Below are 20793 nucleotides of genomic sequence, written 5' to 3' on the forward strand. Positions count from 1 at the left end.
GTTCGACGCTGCGCCGCACCTGCTTACGGGCCTGCCCGAGGTAGCGCAGGTAGTCCCGGCGTTCCCCCTTCAACTTCGCCTTGCGCTCGGTGCCCGCCCGCAGCAGCAGAGCGACCGCCATGACGATGGCGGAGAGCCCCATCAGACCCGACGTGAGGTAGAGCATGACGCGGTTCTCGCCGGGCTGGAGGTAGAAGAGCGCCATCGCGCCCGAGCCCATGATCATGGGCAGGTAGGTCAACAGGTTGGTCAACTGACCGCCGGTCGTCTCCGGCAGGCCCGGTGGCTCCTGCAACGGGAACTCGCCCTTGTCGATCGTCGGGGCGGATCGGCGGGGGGACCTCGTCACCTGGGTCGTACTCATCCGGCCCTCCCGTCCCGGGCCGGGGCGTCGCCGGAGTCGCCGACGCTGCGCCAGTCGCGGCGCGTGCCGAGCGGGATCAGATACGCCAGCAGGGCGACGAGGCCAGCCAGCACGGCAGCCGTCACACTGAACTCGATCGCGCTGCTCCGGTGGTCAGGACCGCCCCCCGGTGGCGCGACCGGTGGGATCGGCGGTTGACCGGCGGGGGCGGCCAACCGGGTGTGTTCCTCGGCCAGGATCGCGGTGACCGCCTGGTACGGGTTCACCACCCCCCAGCCGACCTGCGGATCCGGAAGCTTCCCGCCGGGATGGTCGGCGGTCCGTTCCAGCCGCCGTTTGACCTGGGCCGCCGTCAGGTTCGGGTGGTAGGAGCGGACCAGCGCGGCGGTAGCGGCCACGAACGGGGTGGCGTAGCTGGTGCCGCTGTCCACCAGATGCCCGATTCCGCCCCGGCTCAGGCTCACCACGTCCACACCCGGGGCGACCAGGTCCAGGTACGAGCCGACCTCGGAGAACTCACTACGCCGTCCGTCCGGCCCGATCGCGCCCACCGCCAGGACCTCGGGATAGGCCGCCGGGTAGGCGGTCGGATTCCCCTGCTGTGCCTCGTTCGCGACCGCCGCGACGACGAGTACGTCCTGCTCGGCGGCGTACTCGACCGCTTGGCGCAACTCGTCACTGGGAAAGAAGGAACTCGCCGACACGTTGATCACCGAGGCACCACCGTCGACCGCGGCGCGGATCGCGCGGGCCAGGCCCGAGGTCGTGCCGTCGGTGGGCCCGTACGCCTGGCGGACCGGCAGGATCCTCGCACCCGGCGCGAGGCCCACCATGCCGGTGCCGGGGGCCGGCTGGGCGGCGATGATGCCGGCGACGAAGGTGCCGTGGCCGTAGCAGTCGTCATCGGCGAAGGCGCCCCTGGTCAGTACGTCGACCCCCCGCCGCACCCGGCCCGCGAGCTGGGGCACCGCGCCGTCCACACCGGTGTCGACGACTGCCACCAGCACCCCGTCGCCCCTGGTCAGCGGCCAGACCCGCTGCGGCGCCAGCCGCCGGTGTGTCCAGGGCACCTCGGGTAGCAGCTGCTGCGAGGGGGTCGTGCAGCGGATCGCCGGCGCGGCGGTCACCGGTGCCGTCACCGTGAACGGAGCCGACAGGGCGACCAGCGCGGCCCCGGCGAGCAGGCGGGCCAGGACGGGCGCACCAACGCGCCGTCGCGTCACTGTCTCCGGCCGACGTGGTATCACGCCGTCACTACGTCGGGGCGAGCCCGATGGTTCACGGTGATTGCGCGGAGTGGGTCGGCGTGGCCGCGCTCATGCCGCGCCGAGCGTCCTGGTGTCGAGGACACGGACCAGCTCGACCCGGGAACGGATGCAGAACCTGCGGTAGATCTGGGTGAGCGAGGCCTCCACCGTGGTCACGCCGATGCAGAGGACGGCGGCGATCTCCCGATTGGTGGCACCGTCGACGACCAGGGCGGCGATCCGCTCCTGCATCGGTGTCAGGGTCGTTCCGCCGTCCCTGGGCCTGGGCGTGAGCCGGGCGCGTTCCTCCTCGATCCGGTGGATCCATGCCGTGGCCCCGGCGGCTCGGCAGATCTGGGCCGCCTCGTCGAGCAGCGCCCGCGCGGCCGCCCGTCGCCGTCGGCGGCGTTGCATTCCGGCAGCGAGCAGCAGGATCCGGGACAGCTCGAAGGGCGACCCGCTGCTCCGGCAGGTGTCCGCCGCTGCGGCGAGCAGCGTCAGGGCGGTGTCGGCCCGACCTTCGGCGAAGGCGACCACCGCTGCGGCCCGTTGTCGGGCGGCGGTGGCGGTGCCGGATGCCTGGTCCGGACCGATCCGGTGCAGCTCGTCGAGCAGGGCTGCTGCCGCCGCGTGGTCGCCCACGCCGACGAGCGCCTCGATGAGATCGGCGGTCAGCTTGCGCCGCTGGTTGGTGGTGGGGAGGTCGCTGAGGCAGGTGTGCGCATCTCGCAGCACCGCCACCGCTCGTGCCGGGTCGCTCAGGACGAGGCACCAGGTTCCCAGGGCATGCCGGAGCGGGGCGAGTCGACGCTTCGCGCCGGTCGCCTCCAGTTCCGCGATCACCTGCCCGGCGATCCCGACCGCCTCGGTGAGGCTGCCGGTGAACGCCTGCGCCTCGGCCGAGGTCCAGCGTCTCAGGTACCCGTTCGCCGGCTCGGCATCCACCACCAACTGCTGGAGCCGGGCCACGGTCGCGAGCCCCGCAGCGCACCGCCCACGCCGCCAGTCCACCTGGGCCAGCAGATGCAGGACCGCGTCGAGCCCGCCGAGCATTCCCGATTCCTCGGCCTGTCGAACCGCTCGGTGCAGTACGCCAGCCGCCTCGTCGTAGCGATCAGCGTCGAGGTAGGAGCAGGCCAGTCCGTGGTGGACGAGGTTGATGGCCGGGCCGACGTCGATGCGCTGGGCCAACAACCGACCGATCCGGGCCGTCTCCTCCCCGTGCGGTAGCCCGAGGCGGGTCTTCGCGGTGAGCAGCACGTGCAGGGCCCGAACCTCGGCTCGCCGATCGCCCACTTCGACCGCCATCCGTACCGCCCGTTCGGCCTCGGCCAGCGCCTGCTCGGCGTGCCCGGCGGCTTCCTGGTGGAGCGCGGCGTAGAGGCGCATCCATGGTTGGAGATGCGGATCGCCCTCGGCGTCGGCGAGCGCTGCGGTGACCTGCGCACCCATCTGACCGATGGTCGTGCCACTGGTGTCGAACAGCACCATCCAGGCGTCGACCCGTATCCGCGCCGGTACATCGGCGGCAAGTACCGACTCGGCGGCTTCGCGTGCCTCACCGGGCAGACCGGCATGATGGGCGTACCGGGCCTCGGCGAGCTTGCGCTCCGCCCAGCCGGCCTGGTCGGTGGCGGGTGTGCGCATTGCCGCCAGGCTGACCAGTTCACGGGCGGCAGCGGTGGCGCCTCGGCGGCCGGCGAGTTCAGCCGCAGCGCTCAACGCCGCCGCCACCTTCTCGTCCTCGCGGCCCGTCGCCAGCGCCAGGTGCCAGGCTCGCTCGATCGGATCGGTGGTTACCTGGACGAGCCGGGCATGCAACGCCATGCGGACGATCGACGGAGGGCCGGCGTAGACGGCGGCACGGAGCATCGGGTGCCCGAACGAGACGACGCCGTGGCTGTCGAGGTCACATATGCCCACCTCGGATGCGACCATGAGTTCGGCCAGGGCATTGGACCGGCCGGCCCGGATGAGCAGTCCCAGCGTCGGGCGATGCGCGGTGGCCGCCAGTCGGACGGTGTCCCGAACAGCCGTGGGCAGTTCCCCGAGACGGTGGCGCATCAGTGTCTCCAGATGTACGGGCACCGGCAGGGGCTGCCCGGGAACGGACCGTAGACCCCTGCGCTGAACCGCGTCGGCGATCTCCAGCGCGAACAGCGGGTTCCCGCCGGACAGCGCACAGATCTCGTCCGCGACAGGGCGCCCGATCAGCCCCTGCGCGCGCGCCATGACGACCGGGACCAGGACGTCCGCAGGCAGCGGGCCGACCGTCAGCGTGACGGACTCCGGAGGGTCGAAGCGGATGCTGTCGCCGGAGCGGACGGCCGCCACCACCGTCAGCCGTCCTACCTCGATACGCCGGACGACGAACGAGAGCACCTCGGCGCTGGCCGGGTCGACCCACTGCAGGTCGTCCACGACCAGGGTGACGGGTGTCACCTCCGTGACGGCGCGGAGCAGGTCGAGCAGCGCGAGGCAGACCGCGAGAGTGTCCACTCCACCGTGGGCGGGATCCCGGCGCCTCAGGGCCAACTCCACGATCCGCAGGGCCGGTGCCGGCAGCTTCTCGAAGTGTTCGCCGGGCATGCCCGAGAGAAGGTCGATCAGTGTCACGAACGGCATACGAGCGTCGGACTCGGCCGGGCTGGCCGACAGCGTCAACCCCGGACGCCGGCCTATCGCTGCGGCGACCGCGCTGAGCAGGGTGGTTTTCCCCATACCGGGGTCACCCTCGAGAATGACGCTGCGGCCGTTCTCCCACCGCGCCAACGCCCGAGCGGTGAGTTCCGGTCGACCGGCATCGACGGCGGCGGTCACGACGTCGTCACCTGGCTGTCGGCCGACTCGGCGCGCGACCGACGGGGGAGGTCGGTGACGGCTGACCACTGCGGCGCGATTGTCCCGTCAACACGACGTCGGCCTCCTACCAACCGGGCATCAGCTCAGTGGACGATGTTTCGGCCAGGCTAAGAACGTATGAACGGCCGGTGGGTGACGGCCAGGTGAACGACGGTGAGAGTGCTGTCACCTAGGGGCCTTCCGCGTGCGGGTCATCTGGTCACGTCCACAGACGACGACCGGCAACCCTGGCCATGGCAGGGACCGGACATGTCGGGTGGTCGCCACTCCCCCGGCCGGGCAGACTCACCGCACCACCGAGCCCCGCCAGTGGACAGCTCATGCACCCTCACCCGGGCCCCTTCGGGCCCGCCGGTCCCGTACGGGTACGGAGCGCCGACGAACCGATGGTGTCCAGGTCGTACCGACGGGTCGGTCCGGCCGGGGAACGGCCAACGGCACGTCGGTCAGGCGGCCGGCCAACCCCTGGATTTCAGCGGGGCGTCACCGGAGCGACACCTGGTCCGCGAGCGACCCGGACCCACTGCTGGCTGCGAGCGAAAACCCACGTCATCTAGGCTTCAGCGGGTGGCGGCGCGATCCGTGGTCCGCATCTCGGAGGAGTCTTGCTCAGCCGTCGGAAGCGACCCGGGAAAGGCTCCGTCGTAGCTGGTACTGAGGTCGGGTACGTCGTGACGGAGCGGTCGTGATCATCCCAGTGAGGTGGCGGACCGGTGGGCGAGGAGGCATCGGTGAGTGAGCCCACCTTCGGTTCGTTGCTGCGGTCCTACCGGCACGCCGCCGGCCTGACCCTCGAACAGTTCTCGGAAGCGTCCGGGGTCAGCACCCGGGCGATCAGCGACATGGAACGCGGTCACAGCCGGGCACCACAGCAGCGTACGCTCGCCGCTCTCGCCGATGCCCTCGGTCTGTCGCCGCAAAGCCGTCGGGCCCTGGTCGGGGCGGCGAACGAGGGCCGTACCCGTGGCAGTGGCGGCGCCGGCACCTGCGAGCCGCCCCGGGCGGTACCGGACTTCGTCGGCAGGACCGTCGAGCTGGACAGGTTGCGCCGCTACGCGGCAGACGCCACGCCTGACGGACCAGCACCGGTGGCGGTGGTCCACGGCCCGCCGGGCCTCGGCAAGAGCACGCTGGCCGTGCACGCCGCCAGCCAGCTACGGGACACCTTTCCCGACGGGGTGTTCTTTCTCGACCTGCGTGGCATCGACGCCACACCGGTCCCGCCGGCCGAGGGCCTGGCGCGGCTGCTGCTGGCGCTGGGCATCGGTCCCCGCCGCATGTCCGCCGACCTCGCCGAACGGTCGGCGCAGTTCCGTGCCGCACTGCGCGAGCGGCGCAGCATCGTGGTCCTCGACAACGCCGGCAGCGAGGCGCAGGTCCGGCCGCTGCTGCCCGGGGCCGGCAGCAGTCTGCTCCTGATCACCAGCCGTCGCGCACTGACCGGTCTGGACGGAGTGCTCCGGTTACCGCTGTCCCCGTTCTCCGCCACGGAGTCGGCAGAGCTCCTGGTCGGCATGGTCGGCCGGAACTCCGACCGGGTGACGCCACCCGCGCTGGCCGAGGTCGCCGGGCTCTGCGAGAACCTACCGTTGGCTCTGCGACTCGCGGGGAACCGGCTGGTCAGCCGACCTGGCTGGACGATGGCGCACCTCGCCGCGCGGTTGTCCGACGCCGATCGCCGGTTGGCCACCCTGACCGCTGGGGACCTCGGCGTGGAAGCGGCTTTCGGCCTGTCGTACGCGCAGCTCACCGACTCGGCTCGGCAGACCTTTCGGCGGCTCTCTCTCGTGCCGGGTGAGGACTTCGCCGCACCGCTGGCTGCCGTGCTGGCGCAGTGCAGCGTATCGGCCGTGGAGGACCACCTCGACGAGCTCGCCGACCTCGGCCTGCTCCAGGCGGATCGCGGGGACCGGTTCCGGTTCCACGACCTGATCCGGCTCTTCGCCCGGAACCGGCTGCGGAACGAGGAGCCGGACAGCTACCAGCGGGCGGCCCGGGACCGGATGGTCCGCTGGCTACTGGAGACCGTCGTCGCAGCCGGCCGCTGGTTCGATACCGGCGGGGACGTCGAGCCGGTCGGCGGGCCGGCGGCGGTCGACCTGAACAGCATCGAGGCCGCCGACGAATGGTTGCAGGTCGAGCGGGCGAACTGGCTCGCCGCGCTACGCATCGCGGCGAGCGGCGGCGAGCACCGTCTGGTCGTCGAGGTCGCCGAGGCGATGCACTGGTACTCGGACCGGACGACACACTGGGGTGTGTGGCCGGAGGTGTACGCGAGGTCTCAGGAGGCGGCCGCTCAGCTCGGCGACGAACGCCTGCTCGCCGTGCACCTCAACTACCTGTCGTGGGCGCTGTCCTACTGTGAGCAGCGGCACGAGGAGTCCGTCACGGCAGCCGCCGAGGCGTTCGAGGTGGCCGTCCGGGTGGGCGACCGGAGCCAGCAGGCATGGGCGCTGGAGTACATGGCGCGAGCCCGCCGAGCACTGGGCGATTTCCAGGGCGCGTTGGACACCGCCCGTGAGGCCGTCCCGTTGTTCGACGCCGCCACCGATCACGAGGGCTACGTTCAGGCGTTCATCGGGATCGGCCATACGCTGTTCGAGCTGGGCCGGTTCGCCGAGGCGGCCGACAGCCACCAGATCGCGTTGCAGGCGGCGGAGGAACGACCTTTGCGGCCGACCGTGGCGCTGTTCAGCCGCGCCCAGACCCGGCTCCAGATCGGCAAGTGCCTCGCGGTGCAGGAACGATGGGCGGAGGCGGAGCGTTACCTGCTCCAGGCGATGCCCCTGCTCGAGGAATTCGGCGCCCCCATCATCCTCGGTCAGGGCCACTACTGGCTGGGCCAGACGAAGCATGCGTTGGAGGCGCCGGACGAAGCCCGGTCGCATCTCGCCAGGGCCGTGGAGCAGTACCAGGCGGCGGACTCGGAGAGCCTAGCCCAGCGGGCCCGAGAGGCGCTGGCCGAACTCGACAGAGCGGACGACCTCCCGGCCAGGTGACGATCCGCCCCATCCGGTGTGGACGCGGCTGGTGCCACGGTAGCCGGAGGCCGGCCACACGGTAGGGCACCGTCGACGGTGAACGTGGGCCATGCGACGCATCGCCCGTCCGACGGTGGCAGCCTGGGCGGCGCGCGTTCCTTCCTGCCATTCCGGGCAACCGTGTCCCGACCGGCAGTGTTGCTCCGGCAGTGCTACTTCTGCATGTTTCCCGCATGGTGTCGCCACGAGGACCCTGGTTGCATGGTCCACGGCGAACGGAAGGGGCTTGACCAGCGTTTACCCGGAATCGCCAATCATTCCAGCGACCGAGGGTAACGATGGCTTGGCTGACTGTGGGGGAAGAGAATGGCATCCCGATCGACCTTCACTACGAGGACTACGGCGACGGGCGGCCCGTGGTCCTCGTGCACGGCTGGCCGCTCGGCGGGCAGGCATGGGAGCACCAACTTCCTCCCCTGGTCGACGCCGGGTACCGGGTCATCACCTACGACCGACGGGGCTCCGGCCGCTCCGCGCAGCCCTGGCACGGATACGACTACGACACACTCGCGGCAGACCTGCACGCGCTGATCACCCGACTCGACCTGGTGGACCTGGCGCTGGTCAGCGCATCCACCGGCAGCGGGCAGGTCGCTCGCTTCGTCCGCACCTACGGACAGGACCGACTACGGCGGCTGGTCTTCGTCTCAGCGCCACCACCATATCTCCGTAACTCGTACGACAATCCGGACGGCCGGTTCGACGACTCGGCGATAGAGCAGTTGACCTCGGCGATCCGGCAGGACCGACTGGCGTTTCTCGACCACGAAATCCGCACCGCGTTCCGCGCCGGTGCGCACGACAATCTGATCAGCGATGTCCAGCACGCCTATCACGTGTCCATCGCCGCCGCAGATTCCCCGAAGGCAACGCTGGACTTCCTGCTGGCCTCCATCCGTACGGACTTTCGCCCGGATCTGCCGCACATCACCATGCCCGCACTTGTGGTCCATGGCTGCGACGACGCGGTGTTCCCCGCGGAGACTCCCAGCCATCAGGTCCACCGCTCGCTCCACGACAGCCGGCTCGTGGTGCTGCCCGGCGCACCGCACGCGCTGACCATCACCCACCCGGACGTGTTCAACCGCACGCTCCTGGCCTTCCTCAACGACTGAGAGCCGTTCACCCGGCCGCACACCACCCACAGCCACCACTGCTTTGCCCGTCAACCGGGAGGGAGACCGCAGGCATGCGAGGCGGGTACGAAACGATCGCACCCCAGCACGACAGCGAAACCGATGAATGGATGACCGAGCTCTACGTGGCCCACGCGGAGGCTCTGCGTCGCTTTCTGCGCCGACTCACGCTCGGTGATCTCCAGGCCGCCGAGGATCTGCTGCAGGAGACGCTGCTGCGCGCCTGGCGGCACCTCGACCAGCTACCAACCGACGTCGCGTCCCTCCGCCCGTGGTTGTTCACCGTGGCGCGGCGGCTCGCGATCGACGCCGCCCGGACCCGGCAGGTACGGCCCACCGAGGTCGGTTCGGTGGATCTGACCTGGTTCGCGGCCGACGACAACGGCATCGACCAGGTTCTTGCCGCCGAGACGATCCGGGCCGCGCTGGCCCGACTCACCGAGGAACATCGGCGGGTTCTGCTCGAGGTCTACATCCAGGAACGGTCCACCCGGGAGGCCGCGGCCATCCTCGGGATCCCCGAGGGCACCGTCAAGTCCCGCACCCACCAGGCGCTACGCGCCCTCCGGGCGAAGGTCCGTTGCTGACCGACGTACCGGCCCAGCTTGACGAGGTCCTGTCTTCGGGCAGCGATGTGGAAAGGAAGAAGACGATGTCGCCTGTCGGGAGCAGTCAGGGACGCAGGCGGGAAACCCTCCGCCGCGTCACCCTGGCGTCGCTTGCCATTGCCCTTCTCATACCCGGGTGGTTCCTGTTCACCCAGACGTCCACCGCCACGAAGGACGCGGTTTCGCTCCGGGAACGGCAACAGCAGGGCGTCGAGTACCTCGGTAGCCTCGGTCAGCTCCTCAACGCCCTCACCGAGAACCAGGCCGGCGTCGTGGTGGGACGACCGGTCGGACAGGAGGGCCTGGACCTGGCGGTCGTCAACGTCACCAAGACCGACCAGCGCCTCGGAGCGGCCCTGGGCACCCGGCAACGGTGGCAGGACCTCAGCGCGAAGATCGACGAGGTACGGCGGACGGACGGCAACCCGCAGACCGCCTACCTGGCGTACACCGAGGCGACCGACCTGCTGCTGGCGCTGTACCGAACGGTACGCGACAACTCCGGCCTGTCCACGGACCGGGAACGCGACATCTACCAACTGCAGCAGGCGGTGGGTTACCACCTGCCCGTGGTGGTGGTGCACGCCGCCCGCCTGCTGGATTTGGCGACGCTCGCCGCCCGACGCCAGCCGCCCGGTGGATCAGGCGGGCGCGACCCCAGGCGACAGCCGGCCGCCACCCCGGCCCAGGTGCAGGCCGCCCTGGTACAGGCTGCGGCTGCGCCGGTGGCCGCAGCACAGATGGTCGACAGCACCGTGGACGAGATGACCGACGCGCTGAAGGAAGCGGTCGACGCGACCAGCAGCCGCACGCTGAGCGGCAATCTGCTGAGCCTGCTGGATCGGGTCCGTCGCGCCGCGGACACCATCGTGCTGACTGCCGCGAACCCCGGCGCCGCCGACCCGACCCAACTACCGACGGTGCGTACCGAGCTGCAGAATGCGGCCGGGGATCTCAGCGCTGCCGCGCTGCGTGAGATCGACGGCGTCGTCGACCAACGGCTCGACGACCTGCGTGGCCGCAGCTACCTGTCACTCGGCGCCCTGGTCACCGCGGTCACCTTGACCCTGGCACTGGCGCTGCTCTCGATGCGTGGCGGCAGCTCGGAAGGCCGGGGCGGGGCGGCGGGCGTCGTGCCGGACGCCGGCAGGTCCGACGGGACACTTCCCGGTCCGAACGCGCCGGCCGCCGGGAGGGCCGACGAACTCCCCGGCGGGCGCGTCGCCACCGGCGGGCCCGACCGCCGCAGCCTCGACCTGCCATGGCGGGAGGGGTCCCATGCTGTTCGGTAGGTTGCGGATCACGGGGAAACTCGCGCTGCTCATACTCGTACCGCTCATCGGCGTGGTCGCGCTGACCGTGCCGATCGTGACGAACCGCCTCGACATGATCAGGCGGGCGCACGAGACGTCCGACGCGGTCAACCTGGCCGGCCGAATGGGCTCGGCACTGCAGGAGATGCAGGAAGAGCGGATCCTGTCGCTGGGCTACCTGTTCGGGCTTGTCCAACGGCCGGTCCTCGCGGCCCAGAGCGCCAAGACCACCAACGCGCTCGCTGACTTCGGCCGGTCGTCCGACATCCCGATTCCTGCTCCGCTCGCGGAGGCCGCCGCCCGGGCCGAGGGACTGCACAAGCTCCGCGCCCAGGTGATCGCCAGGACCGCCCGGCCGGACGAGATCATCGACCGCTTCGGCGCGGTGATCGGGCCGATCATCGAGGCACTGGACCTGGTCCGGCATGCCGACATGGCCACGTCCGCAGGTCGGCAGGTGGTGGCCCTCGACTCGTTGTTCCGCAACGACGAGGCGATCAGCCAGGCAGCCTGCTTCATGCTCGCCACCCTCGGTACCGGCGTTCCCCAGTTCGCCACCCGCGCGTTCCAGGCGCTGACCACCGCCGAAGCCGACCTTCGACGGGTGACCACGTACGCGACCCCGGAGCAGGCGGAGCTCTACCTCAAGGTCCAGAAGGCCTTCAACCTGCGGGTCGGCCCGGAGTTCTTCGTACTCTTCTTCGTCGACCCGATCCGGGCCATGAAAATGCTCCCGCTGGCCACCGCCCTGCCGTCGCTGAGCTCGGTCGTCGTGCTCGGCCGATTCGTCGAGGCGAAGATAACCGTCGACGTCATCGCGGCCGTGGCCGAGCAACGCAGGCAGGCGGCGGCCACCGCGTACACCGTGTCGGGCCTCTCGGTGCTGCTCCTGGCCGTGGTGACGGCGCTCGGCGTGGCGATGACCAGGTCGGTCGCCCGGCCGCTGCGTCGGCTCACCGGCACCGCCGACCGCATCGTACGAGCCGCCGAAGAGGAACTACGGCGGGTCGCCGACGACGATTCGTACTTCAACGAGCCGATCCGGCTCGACCCACTCGATATCGTCGCCCGGGACGAGATAGGTGACCTGGCCCGAGCGTTCGACAAGGTCCAGAGCACCGCTGTCCAACTGGTGGAACGGCAGATCACCAGCCGCCGCAACGTCGCCCAGATGTTCGGTCACGTCGGGCGGCGCGCCCAGAACCTCGTCAGCCGGCAACTCGCGTTGATCGACCAGCTGGAACGCGACGAGACCGACACCGACCGGCTGCGCGAACTCTACCGCCTCGACCACATGTCCAGCCGGCTACGCCGCAACGCGAGCAGCCTCGTGGTGTTGTCCGGAGCGGACGGATCCGACGAGCACATCCTCCCGCTTCCGCTGGTCGACGTGGTACGCCTGGCACTCGCCGAGATCGAGGACTACACCCGCGTCAACGTGGATGTGCCGGCCGACATCACCGTGGCACCGGCTGTGGTCGGCGACCTGACGCTGCTGTTCGCCGAACTGATGGAGAACGCCACCGTCTTCTCCCCGCCGCACCGCGACGTCGCCGTCACCGCGGTTCTCGGCAACTACGGCGTGCAGTTGGGAATCGTCGACCACGGGCTCGGGCTCTCCGACGAGCGGTTGGCTGAGGAGAATGCCCGGATACACCGCCGTGAACGGCTGGACCTCGTACCCACCGAGGTACTCGGCCTGTTCGTGGTCGGTCGGCTCGCCCGGCGGCACGGCATCGCCGTCACACTGGACCACACCCCGGGCGGCGGCCTGACGGCCACCGTGGAGCTGTCCGCCGAGCATCTGACGGCCACGCCACCGGAGGCTCTGATCGCCAGCGGCACGCTGACCGGCTGGGCCGCGCCCGCTCCCCTGGTAACGGCCGGGCCCGGGAGCCGGGCGACCGCAGTACCGCAGTGGAGCGGCACAGCGCCGGTCCAGGTGCCGCACCCGCACCCGATGGCGCCGGTGGAACCACCCGCAGCGCCGCTCACCGGGCCGTTCGACCACAACCTGCTGGAACGGGCGGGCCGGATGCTGGCTACGGCCGGCCCCTGGAACGGATTCGCCGCCCCCGGACAGCACCCCGCACAGGTGGTCACGGTACCCGCGCAGCCGGCGTATTCCCTGGCATCGATCACCAGACCGGTGCCGGCGCCGTCGGGTCCGCCGGAGTCGCGGGGCGGACTGACCCGTCGCGTACCCGGCGCGACGCTGGTCGACGCACTACCCCCTGTGACGCCGCGTCAGGACCGGTCGGCACCACGGCTCGACCCGGACGAGGCCCGCAACCTCATGGAGCAGTTCGAATCAGGCGTTGCCCTTGCCCTGAGCGAGGGCCCACCACGATGAGGGGACAACCGAGATGAGCATTTCCTACCCCGCCAACACCGGCGCGACGCCGTTCCCGTACGACTACGCCCCGCCACAGTTGAGCAACGAAGGCGCGACCTTCAACTGGCTGCTCGATTCGTTCACCTCGGGCACTGCCGGGGTCATCGAGGCGATCGCGGTCTCCTCGGACGGGTTGCTGATGGCGATGTCGGCCACCCGGGACCGGGCGAACGCCGAGCGGCTCGCCGCCGTGATCTCCGGTCTGACCAGCCTTGCCGGAGGTGCGGCAGCGTGGTACGCCCTCGGCGGTCTCAACCGGGTGATCATCGACATGGCCGACGGCTACCTGCTGACCACCGCGATCAGCAGCGGCTCGGTACTGGGTGTGATCGCCGATCGCTCCGCGAATCTCGGCACGCTGGCGTACGAGATGACCCTGTTCGCCACCCGTGCCGGTGGCGCACTCACCCCGCAACTGATCGCCGAGCTGAAGAACTTCGTGCAGTCGTGACCTCCGCAGGGAGGCGCAAGGAGCCGGACCCGATGGAGCCGCGAGGTGTCCCTCCGTACCTGTCGGACCCCGCGGCGACACGGCCCTCCCCCAACTGCCCCGACCGGCCGGCCGATCCGGCGGCGACGCTCGCCCTGCGACCGTTCGTCATCACCGCCGGTCGTGTCATCGGCGATGACACCAGGATGGGATTCGAAACCCAGGTCAGTGCGCTGCCCGGTGCCCGGCCTGCACGTCTGACCCCGGAGGCGAATGCGATCATCGCGATCTGCCAGCGTCCCATCTCGGTCGCGGAGGTATCCGCACGCCTTCGGCTGCATTTCGGCGTGACCAAGATCCTCATAGGCGATCTGCACAGCGCCGGCCACATCATCATCCATGCGGTCGATGACGAATCTCCCGACCCCGACACCATCCTGCGAGTGATCCATGGACTTCGTGCCATCTTCTGACCGCGCCCTCGCGACCACCTACGATGCGCACCTGATGCGCCGACAGACCCCCTCGGCACCCATACCCATCAAGATCATCATCGCGGGCGGTTTTGGCGTCGGCAAGACAACGACCGTTGGCGCCATCTCCGAAATCAGCCCGCTGACCACAGAAGCCGAGATGACCTCGGCGTCGGTCGGAATCGACGATCCCGGCCCGACATCAGCCAAGTCCACCACCACCGTCGCGATGGACTTCGGCTGCGTGACCATCGATCAGACGCTGAAGCTCTACCTCTTCGGCACTCCGGGCCAGTCTCGCTTCGCGTTCATGTGGGACGAGCTGATCCGCGGCGCCGTCGGCGCACTCGTCATAGCCGACAGCAACCGCCTCAACGACTGCTATGCCAGCATCGACTATTTCGAACGCGCCGACATGCCGTTCGCGGTCGGGGTCAACGCCTTCGACGGCCACCTCGCCCATGATCTGGACGAGATACGGTGGGCCCTCGCCATCAACGAGAACATCCCGGTCCTGCGTTTCGACGCCCGCGACCGGGTGTCGGTACGTGACGCCCTCCTTGTCGTACTCGAACGGGCCCTCGACCACGCCGTCAGGAGAAAGCCGATTCGAGGAGACGCCGGGCCCGTCCACATGGGGCTCCCGTGAATTGCCGTGGCCGGGCTGCGCCAAAGGCCCGCCCACCTCGGGGTCCGGACCAACCTCCGGGCGCCGAGCAGCGGAACGCTGCCCGGGCGAACAGTTCGAGCCGCGGCGCCCTTACCTACGCTCACCGGTCCGCTGGCCCGTTCACGTCAGGCCGCTGACCGGCGGGTGGGGGCAGGACGATCCCCCGCATGTCCCGACCCATGACCACCGGCCCGCCGAACCGGCCACCCTCGATCGTGTTGGCCACCCCGCCGGGCTGCGACGCATCCGGCTGCGGCTGGCCGACGGCCGGATCCGGCACCGGTCCGCCTGCGGCGTCGACCCGCTCCAGATCCCGGCCCATGAGCACCGGCCCGGTGAAGTCCCCCCGACCGATGCGGTTGTCCACCTGTCCATCCGCCACCGCCCGTGCGGTGGGAACCCGGCGGGCCTGCACCGCGCTGTACCCGGCCACGGCCAGTCCCGCGAGGTTCAGGAACACCGAGATCACGCTGGCCCACCGGTCGGCGTCCGCCAGACCCGCCCGCCTCAGCAGAAACCCCAGGACGCACACCACCAGCCCGACGGCTACACCCGCCAGCCACCAACCCCTACCACCACGCACCGTCATCAACCCATTGTCGACGCAGACGCCACCCAGCGCGGGAACCGCACCACCGCGCGGACAGCTCACGGCCGCTCAGGCCGGATCGACAGCGTGGTCTACGGCGGTACGCTGGCGGGGCACGTCACGCAGCGACGCGATGTGCTCTCCCTACGGTCACAACCTGAGGGGTTGGCATGAGCCACGGGCCTGATTCGGTGTCCAACAGGATCACGGGCGGGGTGTTCCTCAACACCGTGATCATGGGGCGTGACATCACCGTGCAGCTACCCCCGGCGGTCACCCCGGCAGTGTCCGGCCTCCCACCGGCGTCGGAGACGTTCACCGGCCGGGGCGACGACCTGGACACGCTGCTCGATGCCTTGAGACCGGGCGGTGCGGGCAAAGCGGCCCTGGTCTCGGCAGTAGCAGGGTTGGCCGGGGTCGGTAAGACCGAACTGGTGGTGCAAGCCGCCACCCGGGCCGCCCGTGAACCGGACTGGTTCCCCGGTGGCGTGCTGTTCGTCGACATGTTCGGCTACGACACAGAGCGGTACCTCTCCGCCGGTGAGGCACTGCTCGGGCTCCTACAGGCGGTGGGCATGCCCGGTGAGCACATTCCCACCGACGAGCAGGACCGCAGTCGTCTGTTCCGAAGCGTACTGGCGGCCTACGCCGAACAGGGCCGACGCATCCTGCTGGTCGTCGACAACGCCGCCACGGTGGAACAGGTCGCACCGCTGCTGCCGAGCGACGGGAACACGGCGACCCTGATCACCTCCCGCCACACCCTCGACGTCGGTGCACGGCTACATGATTTGCACGTTCTGGACCGTGCGGCGTCGGTACAGGTACTGGCTGACGTGCTTCTCCGGGCTCGCGGCCGGGGTGACGCTCGCGTGGACAGGGAGCCCGAGGCTGCGGCGGAGATCGCCGAGTTGTGCGCGGACCTGCCGTTGGCGCTGCGTATCGCCGCCGCGTTGCTGGCCGATGCCCCGACCCGCCCGCTGGCCTCCCTCGCCGGGGCACTGCGGGACGTGCACACCCGGCTGGACCGGCTGCGGCGGGAGGATCGTGCGGTACGCGCCGCGTTCGACCTGTCGTACCAGCGTCTGGATTCCGAGCAGTCCCGAATGTTCCGGCTGTTTCCGGTCAACCCCGGCCCGGACACCTCCACCGAGGCCGCCGCCTGTCTCGTCGGCGTCGACGCGTACCAGGCCGAACAGATCCTGCAGGATCTGGCCCGTAGCCATCTGATCGAACCGGGACACGTCTGGGGCCGCTGGCGGATGCACGATCTGGTTCGCCTGTACGCCAGTGAACGTGGACCCGGCCAGGGCGAGGCTGACCAGCGTGAGGCAGCTTGCGTCCGTCTCTTCGAGCACTACCGCGTCACCGCTACCGCCGCGGACGCCCGGCTGGGGCCGTCGTCGACGGCCACCCCGTCACGATTCGTCGACCAGACCGCCGCACTGGCCTGGCTCGACAGCGAGCGCCTCAGCCTGCTGGCCACCTGCGTCGTCGCATCGGACACCGCACACTGTTCCACCACTGTCGCGCTGGCATCCGCGCTCGCCACGTTCCTCAATCACCGCCGCTACTTCGACGATCTGACCACTGTCAGCAACGCCGCCCTTGGTGTCCTTCGTAGAGTCCGTGACCGTCCTGGTGAGGCTGCGGCACTGTGCAACCTCGGCGTGGCTCTGACCCAACTGCGACGCTTCGACGATGCCGTCGATGTCTACGGACAGGCTGTCGCCATCTACGAGGAAGTAGGCGACCGGCACGGCGTGGGTCAGGCACTGAACGGCCTTGGCCCGGCGCTGACCTCGTTGCGGCGCTTCACCGACGCTGTCGACGCCTATCAGCGGGCTTGCGTCATCTTCGCGGAGGTCGGCGACCGGCGCGCCGAAGCTGTCAGCTTCGGTAACCTCGGCTCGACTCTGCGGCAGGCGCGGCGTTTCGGTGAGGCTCTTGACGCCCTCCGGAAAGCGGTCGACATGTACGGAGAGGTCGACGACGCCCACGGGCTGGCAGTGGCGTTGAACAACCTCGGGTCGGTTCTGTTCGACATGCGAATGTTCGACGGTGCGGTCGAGATTCGCGAGCGGGCCAAAGCCATCCTCCGTGAGGCGGGTGACCGTCACGGCGAGGCCATGACGGTCGACAACATAGGCTCCGCCCTGGCTCAGATGCGGTTGTTCGATCGGGCCGTGGATGCTCACCGGCAGGCGATCGTCATCTTCCACGAACTTGGTGATCGGCACGGCGAGGGCCGCTCCCTGAGCAATCTCGGCATGGCCCTGGCCGAGATGCGAAACTTCGACGAAGCCATCGACGTCTACCGGAAGGCGTGCGTCATCGCCAGGGCGACCGGTGGCCGACACGAAGAAGCCGGGACACTGAACGCTCTTGGCCTGGCCCTGCAGAAGGTACGAAAGATCGACGAAGCCGTGGATGCCCACCGGCAGGCGATCGTCATCTACCGCGATCTTGGCGATCGCCACGGCGAGGGTAACGCACTGACCAACCTCGGCATGGCCTTGACCACGACGGGAAAACTCACTGAGGCCAGGAATGCCCATCAGCGGGCCGCCACCATCTACCGGGAGACCAACGACCGGCACGGAGAAGGCATCGCACTGAACAATCTCGGCATGACCCTGGTCGAGATGGGCCGGATCGTCGATGCCGTGGACGCTCACCAGCAAGCCGCCACGATCTACCAGGAGACCAACGACCGGCACGGAGAAGGTACGGCACTGGTCAACCTCGGCGCCGCTCTGCTCAACATGGAGCGTCCCGGGGAAGCGTCGACCGCACTCCGGCAGGCTGTCGCCCTGTTCCGCGACATTGGCGACCGCTACCACGAAGGCAACGCGTTGATCAATGCGGGCATGGCTCTGGCGCAGATGCGACGCCTTGCCGACGCCATCGACACCTACCGGCAAGCGGATGTCATCTGCGGGGAAGCCGGAAACATGCAGGGGCGAGCCATGGTGCTGAACAACCTGGGCATCGCACTGGCGGAGACGAACCGCCACCACGATGCAATCGATGCCTTCCGGCAGGCCGTCACGGCCTGCCAGGAAGCCGGCGATCGCCAGACGGAAGCAAACGCGTGGTGCAATCTCGGGTTCACCCTCATCAAGGTACGACGTTTCGACGAGGCGGTGGACGCCTATCACCGGGCCGTCGACACCCACCGAAAAGCCGGCGACCGCGAAGGTGAACGCGCCGTGCGGAAGGACCTCGATCTGATCCTGCGGCACCTGCGCCGGGTGGACGGGTCTCGCAGACCCTGAGAGGTCAGCTCGGCCACCGCGAGGCGGGGTCAACACCCCCACCGGCCCGCCGACCGGCGCACGCTCACCGGATCGACGGGCCATCCGACGGTTCCCCCCAACCGCCGGGCCGTCGGACGCGCACCTGGGTGTCACCGGCGCCAGCGGACAGAACGGTCGCCACCGGTCGGATCGACGGGCGCCGCCGTCAGAAGAGGGTGTAACCGCCGTCGATGACCACGACCGAACCGGTCATGAAGCTGGACGCGTCACTGGCCAGGAAGACGGTCGCCGGACCGAGTTCCTCGGGCAGCCCGTACCGCTTCATCGGCGCCGGTTCCACGCACCAGGGCTGGTACTCGGGCTGGTCGACCGGGGACGCCTCGGTGAGGATGTAGCCGGGGGCGAGCGCGTTCACTCGTACCCCGTGCGGCGCCCATTCGGCGGCGAGCGCCTTGGTGAGTTGGTGCACCGCCGCCTTGGACGCGAGGTAGGGGGCCTGCCAGCGGGGCCGGTTGACGATCATCGCGGACATCGAGCCGACGTTGACGATCGTGCCGGTACCGCGCGCGACCATCTGCCGGCCGACGGTCTGCGTGACACGCCACACGCCGTTCAGGTTCACATCGAGTACGGCCTGCCACTGCTCGTCGGTCATCTCGACCGCGGTCGCGCCGAAGCTGATTCCGGCGTTGTTGACCAGCACGTCGATCGGGCCGAGCTGCTCGATGATCCGGTCCACCGCCTCGGTCACCTGCTCCGGTCGGGTGACGTCCGCGTCGAGCGCCATCGCCCGTACGCCGAGGGAGGTCAGGTGGGTCAGTGCCCGCGCGGCGAGGTCGGGTTCCCGCGCGGTGATGGCGACGTCGGCTCCGGCCTCGGCGAGCGCGACGGCGAGCGCGGCGCCGATGCCCCGGCTGCCCCCGGTCACCAGCGCGACCTTGTTGTCGAGCCGGAACGTGTCCAGTACGCCCATGGATGTCTCCTCGGTGGTCAGACGGCGAGTTGCAGCGAGTGGGATAGAACCAGGCCGGCCCCGCCGAGCAGGGTCGCGCGGTCCTGGAGTTCGGAGAAGGCGATGCGGGGCTCACTGCCGGGGTGCGGTGGCAGTGCGGCGCGGACGTTGCGCTCGATGGCGCTCCGGAACGCCTCGCCGCCGAAGACCGCGTCGCCGTGCAGGATGAACAGGCCCGGGGCGAGGATCTGTTGCAGGTTCGCGATGCCGAGGGCGAGGTTGTACGCGTATTTTTCGAACAGTTCCGCTGCCCCGGGGTGCCCTTTCGCGGCGAGACGGGCCAGCGGGCCGGTGGTCATGGTCCGGGCCGCCGGTAGCCCGAGCCGTCCTGCCTCACTGCGTAGCCACCGGTGGGTGGCGATGGTCTCCCAGCATCCGTGTCGGCCGCACCGGCACTGCTGCCCGCCGGCGTGCACGGTGGTGTGCCCGATCTCGCCGCCGGAGCCCTTCGGTCCCCGGTGGATGGCGCCGTCGAGCACCATGCCGACGCCGATGGCCTCGCCCGTGTAGATCGAGGCGAACGAGCCGACACCTCGGCCCTGGCCGAACCAGCGGTCGCCCAGCGCCTGGGCTCGGGGATGCAGGTCCAGGAAGACCGGCAGCCCGATCCGTTCCGACACCAGCGGGCCCAGCGGTAGCCCGGCCAGTCCGGGGGCGAGGTTGATGGCGACTATCGTGCCCGCGTCGGTGTCGACCATGCCGCCGACGGCGATACCGACGCCGACCAGATCGTCGCGCTCCTGCGGCAGCACCGCCTCCAGCGCACGGACCACCGCGTCCACCACGCTGCCGGCGTCCCGCGTCCGGGCCGGGAACTGTTCATGTGCCGTGGCCAGGACGTTGCCGCCCGCACTGACCAGCGCCGTGTCGATGCGTCCGGGGCGTAGGTGTACCGCCCCGATCGGCCAACTGGTCGGAGAGAAGTACAGCGGTCGGGCTGGCTTGCCGCCGCCGGCGGCGACCGGCGCGGGCTCCCGTTCGACCAGCAGTCCCCGCTCGATCAGCGGCAGCACGATGGCGCCGATGGTGGCCCGGGTGGCGCCGGTGAGGCGGGCCAGATCGGCCCGGGACAGCGGTCCGATGTCGTAGAGCGCCTGCAACACCCGGGCGCGGTTGGCTTCGACCGCCATCGCGGGTGACACCAGGGTGGGCGTCGGTCGGTTCGTCCCCGTCTCCGTCAGTGTCATCGGGACAGCCGACGGGGGCTGGGACGGGACAGGTCGGCACAGGCCAGCGCTGGACGGACGGGCACAGACCAGGCGCGGATTCGAGAAGACCCCTACGGTAGGTGCCGCTCAGACAGCACAGCGTGAGGGATGTTCGGGTAGGCACGTCGCGCGGGTACCCGTTCGTGGTTCGCGGTGGAACGCCCGGGCGACGACCCGCCCACGCT

15 protein-coding genes are annotated in these 20793 nt (G+C 69.9%); 9 read left to right on the forward strand and 6 right to left on the reverse strand.

Translation table 11 applies throughout. The features are described 5' to 3' along the window. The 3 genes from GSF22_RS13585 to GSF22_RS13595 form a co-directional block, all read right to left on the reverse strand. The coding region (locus GSF22_RS13585) for a hypothetical protein (protein WP_208813919.1) at nt 1-364 on the reverse strand (364 nt) is incomplete at its 3' end. Next, nucleotides 361-1587, reverse strand: a complete 1227-nt coding sequence (mycP, locus tag GSF22_RS13590; RefSeq protein ID WP_307803972.1) for a type VII secretion-associated serine protease mycosin — start codon at nt 1585-1587, stop codon at nt 361-363. The genes GSF22_RS13585 and mycP, both read right to left, overlap by 4 nt. A 93-nt stretch (nt 1588-1680) precedes the next feature. After that, nucleotides 1681-4500, reverse strand: a complete 2820-nt coding sequence (locus GSF22_RS13595; RefSeq protein WP_307803973.1) for a helix-turn-helix transcriptional regulator — start codon at nt 4498-4500, stop codon at nt 1681-1683. Between the two features lie 704 nt (nt 4501-5204). Here GSF22_RS13595 and GSF22_RS13600 point away from each other — a divergent pair. The 8 genes from GSF22_RS13600 to GSF22_RS13635 all read left to right on the forward strand — a co-directional run bounded on the left by GSF22_RS13600 (nt 5205) and on the right by GSF22_RS13635 (nt 14518). Continuing rightward, complete coding sequence (locus tag GSF22_RS13600; RefSeq protein WP_208813922.1) at nt 5205-7472, forward strand: ATP-binding protein; 2268 nt, start codon at nt 5205-5207, stop codon at nt 7470-7472. Nucleotides 7473-7807: 335 nt separating this feature from the next. Then, nucleotides 7808-8629, forward strand: coding sequence for an alpha/beta fold hydrolase (locus tag GSF22_RS13605; RefSeq protein WP_307803974.1), 822 nt, complete (start codon nt 7808-7810; stop codon nt 8627-8629). A gap of 131 nt (nt 8630-8760) precedes the next feature. Beyond that, a complete protein-coding gene (locus GSF22_RS13610; protein ID WP_208813924.1) occupies nt 8761-9237 on the forward strand; it encodes a sigma-70 family RNA polymerase sigma factor in 477 nt (158 codons plus the stop codon). 65 nt (nt 9238-9302) lie between these two features. Then, nucleotides 9303-10550: a hypothetical protein gene (locus GSF22_RS13615; protein ID WP_208813925.1), complete on the forward strand. Its 1248-nt coding sequence runs from the start codon at nt 9303-9305 to the stop codon at nt 10548-10550. Beyond that, nucleotides 10537-12924, forward strand: a complete 2388-nt coding sequence (locus GSF22_RS13620) for a sensor histidine kinase (RefSeq protein ID WP_208813926.1) — start codon at nt 10537-10539, stop codon at nt 12922-12924. The genes GSF22_RS13615 and GSF22_RS13620 overlap by 14 nt, the downstream gene beginning before the upstream one ends. A gap of 13 nt (nt 12925-12937) precedes the next feature. Next, on the forward strand, nt 12938-13417 hold the full coding sequence (locus GSF22_RS13625; RefSeq protein ID WP_208813927.1) for a roadblock/LC7 domain-containing protein: 480 nt from the start codon (nt 12938-12940) through the stop codon (nt 13415-13417). A gap of 32 nt (nt 13418-13449) precedes the next feature. Then, nucleotides 13450-13869 (forward strand): DUF742 domain-containing protein, encoded by a 420-nt coding sequence (locus tag GSF22_RS13630; protein WP_208813928.1) that lies wholly within the window; start codon nt 13450-13452, stop codon nt 13867-13869. After that, nucleotides 13847-14518 (forward strand): GTP-binding protein, encoded by a 672-nt coding sequence (locus GSF22_RS13635; protein ID WP_208813929.1) that lies wholly within the window; start codon nt 13847-13849, stop codon nt 14516-14518. Before GSF22_RS13630 ends, GSF22_RS13635 begins: the two co-directional genes overlap by 23 nt. Before the next feature lie 121 nt (nt 14519-14639). On the opposite strand, the gene GSF22_RS13640 is transcribed toward GSF22_RS13635, so the two are convergent. After that, nucleotides 14640-15128, reverse strand: coding sequence for a hypothetical protein (locus tag GSF22_RS13640; RefSeq protein WP_208813930.1), 489 nt, complete (start codon nt 15126-15128; stop codon nt 14640-14642). 170 nt (nt 15129-15298) lie between these two features. On the opposite strand from GSF22_RS13640, the gene GSF22_RS13645 reads away from it, so the two are divergent. Next, nucleotides 15299-18406 (forward strand): tetratricopeptide repeat protein, encoded by a 3108-nt coding sequence (locus GSF22_RS13645; protein ID WP_208813931.1) that lies wholly within the window; start codon nt 15299-15301, stop codon nt 18404-18406. Between the two features lie 187 nt (nt 18407-18593). On the opposite strand, the gene GSF22_RS13650 is transcribed toward GSF22_RS13645, so the two are convergent. Beyond that, complete coding sequence (locus tag GSF22_RS13650) at nt 18594-19361, reverse strand: SDR family NAD(P)-dependent oxidoreductase (protein WP_208813932.1); 768 nt, start codon at nt 19359-19361, stop codon at nt 18594-18596. Nucleotides 19362-19378: 17 nt separating this feature from the next. Further along, nucleotides 19379-20587, reverse strand: coding sequence for an ROK family transcriptional regulator (locus tag GSF22_RS13655; RefSeq protein ID WP_208813933.1), 1209 nt, complete (start codon nt 20585-20587; stop codon nt 19379-19381). Nucleotides 20588-20793 lie beyond the last annotated feature (206 nt).

This window comes from Micromonospora echinofusca, assembly GCF_017614955.1.
Classification (GTDB): domain Bacteria; phylum Actinomycetota; class Actinomycetes; order Mycobacteriales; family Micromonosporaceae; genus Micromonospora; species Micromonospora echinofusca_A.

Excerpts from the sequence above, each read along its gene's own strand:
- GSF22_RS13610 (WP_208813924.1), top strand. The coding sequence starts at position 8,761 with ATGACCGAGCTCTACGTGGCCCACGCGGAGGCTCTGCGTCGCTTTCTG.
- GSF22_RS13615 (WP_208813925.1), top strand. The coding sequence starts at position 9,303 with ATGTCGCCTGTCGGGAGCAGTCAGGGACGCAGGCGGGAAACCCTCCGC.
- GSF22_RS13620 (WP_208813926.1), top strand. The coding sequence starts at position 10,537 with ATGCTGTTCGGTAGGTTGCGGATCACGGGGAAACTCGCGCTGCTCATA.
- GSF22_RS13625 (WP_208813927.1), top strand. The coding sequence starts at position 12,938 with ATGAGCATTTCCTACCCCGCCAACACCGGCGCGACGCCGTTCCCGTAC.
- GSF22_RS13630 (WP_208813928.1), top strand. The coding sequence starts at position 13,450 with ATGGAGCCGCGAGGTGTCCCTCCGTACCTGTCGGACCCCGCGGCGACA.
- GSF22_RS13635 (WP_208813929.1), top strand. The coding sequence starts at position 13,847 with ATGGACTTCGTGCCATCTTCTGACCGCGCCCTCGCGACCACCTACGAT.
- GSF22_RS13640 (WP_208813930.1), bottom strand. The coding sequence starts at position 15,128 with ATGACGGTGCGTGGTGGTAGGGGTTGGTGGCTGGCGGGTGTAGCCGTC.
- GSF22_RS13645 (WP_208813931.1), top strand. The coding sequence starts at position 15,299 with ATGAGCCACGGGCCTGATTCGGTGTCCAACAGGATCACGGGCGGGGTG.
- GSF22_RS13650 (WP_208813932.1), bottom strand. The coding sequence starts at position 19,361 with ATGGGCGTACTGGACACGTTCCGGCTCGACAACAAGGTCGCGCTGGTG.
- GSF22_RS13655 (WP_208813933.1), bottom strand. The coding sequence starts at position 20,587 with ATGACACTGACGGAGACGGGGACGAACCGACCGACGCCCACCCTGGTG.